The organism is Rhodothermales bacterium (genome assembly GCA_013002345.1).
In the GTDB taxonomy this organism is placed as follows: Bacteria; Bacteroidota; Rhodothermia; order Rhodothermales; family JABDKH01; genus JABDKH01.
On record JABDKH010000296.1, the window covers coordinates 1 to 3,062 of the forward strand.

At 58.2% G+C, this 3,062-nt stretch carries 3 protein-coding genes; all 3 read right to left on the reverse strand.

The features are described from left to right. The coding region (locus HKN37_14130) for a GTP-binding protein (GenBank protein NNE47788.1) at positions 1 to 434 on the reverse strand (434 nt) is incomplete at its 3' end. Between the two features lie 49 nt (positions 435 to 483). Further along, a complete protein-coding gene (gene fusA, locus HKN37_14135; protein NNE47789.1) occupies positions 484 to 2,577 on the reverse strand; it encodes an elongation factor G in 2,094 nt (697 codons plus the stop codon). 27 nt (positions 2,578 to 2,604) lie between these two features. Further along, positions 2,605 to 3,062, reverse strand: a 458-nt coding sequence (rpsG, locus tag HKN37_14140) for a 30S ribosomal protein S7 (GenBank protein ID NNE47790.1), incomplete at its 5' end; no start/stop codon positions are given.

Below are 3,062 nucleotides of genomic sequence, written 5' to 3' on the forward strand. Positions count from 1 at the left end.
TCATCGTCGACCAGGTCCACCTTGTTCAAAAAGACCACGATGTACGGCACGCCGACCTGACGGGCCAGCAAAATGTGCTCCCGCGTCTGAGGCATCGGACCATCGGTCGCTGCAACCACCAGAATCGATCCGTCCATCTGCGCCGCGCCCGTAACCATGTTCTTCACATAGTCCGCGTGACCCGGACAGTCCACGTGCGCGTAGTGACGATTCTCCGTCTCGTACTCCACGTGAGCCGTCGCAATCGTGATCCCCCGCTCACGCTCCTCCGGGGCGTTGTCAATCGAATCAAAACTCCGTATCACGTTCCCCGTGACACGCTTCGACAAAACCTGCGTGATCGCCGCCGTCAACGTCGTCTTACCATGATCCACGTGACCAATCGTACCGACGTTTACGTGCGGCTTCGTTCGCTGAAATGTCTCCTTCGCCATGACAGGTAGCTCCTACGCTTGCTGATGGAAATTGTCTTTGTCTTAGTGATTATGCCGCGGCAACGCCCGACGCTGCTGCAACGATGTCGTCTGCGATCGACTGAGGTACTTCTTCATAGTGGTCGAACTGCATTGAGAACAATGCCCGACCCTGCGTAAGCGACCGCATATCTGTTGAGTAGCCAAACATGGCCGAGAGCGGCACGAGCGACTTGATCACCTGCGCATCGCTTCGCTGTCCCATGCTCTGAATCCGGCCGCGGCGGCTGTTCAGGTCACCGATAACGTCGCCCATGTACTCCTCGGGCGTCACTACTTCGACCTCCATGATCGGCTCCATGATGACGGGTTTCGCTTTGCGGGCCGCGTCGCGGAATGCCATTCGGCCTGCAATCTCAAACGCCATCTGGTCGGAGTCGACGTTGTGGAACTTGCCGTCGTATAGCCTCGCCTTGACGCCCTCGAGCGGATAGCCCGCGAGGGGGCCCTGGCTCATGGCGGACCGAAGGCCTTTCTCGACCGACGGAATGAACTCGCGAGGAATGGCACCACCACGAATCTCGTCGACGAACTCAAGTCCGACGCCTGACTCGCTGGGGCCGATCTCGATGTACACCTCCGCAAACTGACCGCGGCCACCGGTCTGCTTCTTATGCGTGTAGTGCTCGTCGACCGTTCCACGAATCGCTTCGCGGTACGCCACCTGGGGCTTGCCAACGTTCGCTTCGACCTTAAACTCTCGTTTCAGCCTGTCGACGATGATCTCGAGGTGCAGTTCACCCATCCCGGCAATAATCGTCTGCCCGGTCTCGTCATCGGTGGACACGCGGAATGTTGGGTCTTCCTCGGCCAGCTTCTGCAGTCCTACGCCGAGCTTATCGCTATCGGCCTTGGTCTTGGGCTCAATCGCGATACGGATTACCGGCTCCGGGAAGTCCATCTTCTCCAGAACGATAGGCTTACTCACATCTGACAGCGTGTCGCCGGTACGGACGTTCTTGAGTCCAACTGCGGCCGCAATATCTCCAGCAAACACCTCGTCTACGTCTTCTCGCGAATTCGCATGCATGAAGAGAATGCGCCCGACGCGTTCTTTCTTCTCGATCGAGGCGTTAAACACCTGTTGTCCTTTCTTAAGCGTACCGCTGTACACCCGGAAGAACGTCAACTTTCCGACGTAAGGATCAGTGGCAATCTTGAACGCGATTGCACTAAACGGTGCGCTCGGATCTGCCTCCCGGATCTGCTCCTTGTCCATTCGTGGAGCGCTTCCCGTTACCGCCGGCACGTCCTTGGGACTCGGCAGGTAGTCGATCACACCGTCGAGAAGTCGCTGAACGCCCTTGTTCTTAAAGGCGGACCCGCAGAATACAGGCGTGATGTCAAGACTGAGGGTGGCCGCACGAACTGTGGCCTTGAGCTCCTCCGCCGTAATGTCCTCGCCCTCGAGATACTTCATCAGAAGGGCGTCATTGTGCTCGGCGACCGCCTCCAGCAAATTGATTCGCCAGTGGCGGGTTTCCTTCACAAGGTCGGCTGGCACGTCGATCTCGTCCCAGCTGATTCCCTGCTTGTCGTCGTGCCAGACAATCGCCTTGTTCGTGATCAGGTCGATCACACCGCGGAACATGTCACCCTCGCCGATCGGAATCTGAACGGGGACGGCATTCGCTTTCAGGCGGTCCTTCATCATCTGAACGGCGCCGGCAAAGTCGGCCCCGGTGCGATCCATCTTGTTGACGAAGGCAATGCGCGGGACGCGGTACTTGTCGGCCTGGCGCCACACGGTTTCGGACTGCGGCTCAACGCCGCCCACCGAGCAAAACAGCGCGACAGCGCCGTCGAGAACCCGCAGCGAACGCTCGACTTCTACCGTGAAGTCGACGTGCCCGGGTGTATCGATGATATTTATGCGAGCATCCTTCCAGAAGCACGTGGTCGCGGCACTTGTAATCGTAATGCCGCGCTCCTTTTCCTGCTCCATCCAGTCCATGGTGGCGCCGCCTTCATGCACCTCTCCCATTCGGTGCAGGCGGCCCGTGTAAAACAGGATGCGCTCCGTCGTCGTCGTCTTCCCGGCATCAATGTGGGCCATGATGCCGATGTTGCGCGTATTCTCCAGTGGTAATTTCTTCTCCGACATAACTCTATCCGTCTATCTGTCGAGCACCTAGAAGCGGAAGTGCGCGAACGCCTTGTTGGCCTCCGCCATCCGGTGCGTGTCGTCCTTCTTTTTAATGGCGCCGCCTTCACCATTGGCAGCACTCATCAATTCATTTGCCAGCCGGCTCGCCATACTCTTGTCGTTTCTGGCGCGCGCATACTGGATAATCCAGCGAAACGCCAGCGCTGTACGTCGCTCTGGGCGAACCTCGATCGGGACCTGGTACGTGGCGCCGCCGACGCGTCTTGAACGAACCTCGACAAGCGGCGCCGCATTGTTCACAGCCTTGCGAAAGACTTCGATGCCCGGCTCGCTCGTTCGCTCCTCAATCGCTCTAAACGCGTTGTATACGATGCGCTGAGCGATACTCTTCTTCCCTTCCTTCATGACGCTGTTCACGAATCGGGAAACCAGTTCGTCGTGATAAATCGGGTCGGCAACAACCTGCCGTCTGTCCGCACTTT

Bases quoted from the DNA above. Each gene is read 5' to 3' on its own strand.
- fusA (NNE47789.1), bottom strand. From the start codon at position 2,577: ATGTCGGAGAAGAAATTACCACTGGAGAATACGCGCAACATCGGCATC.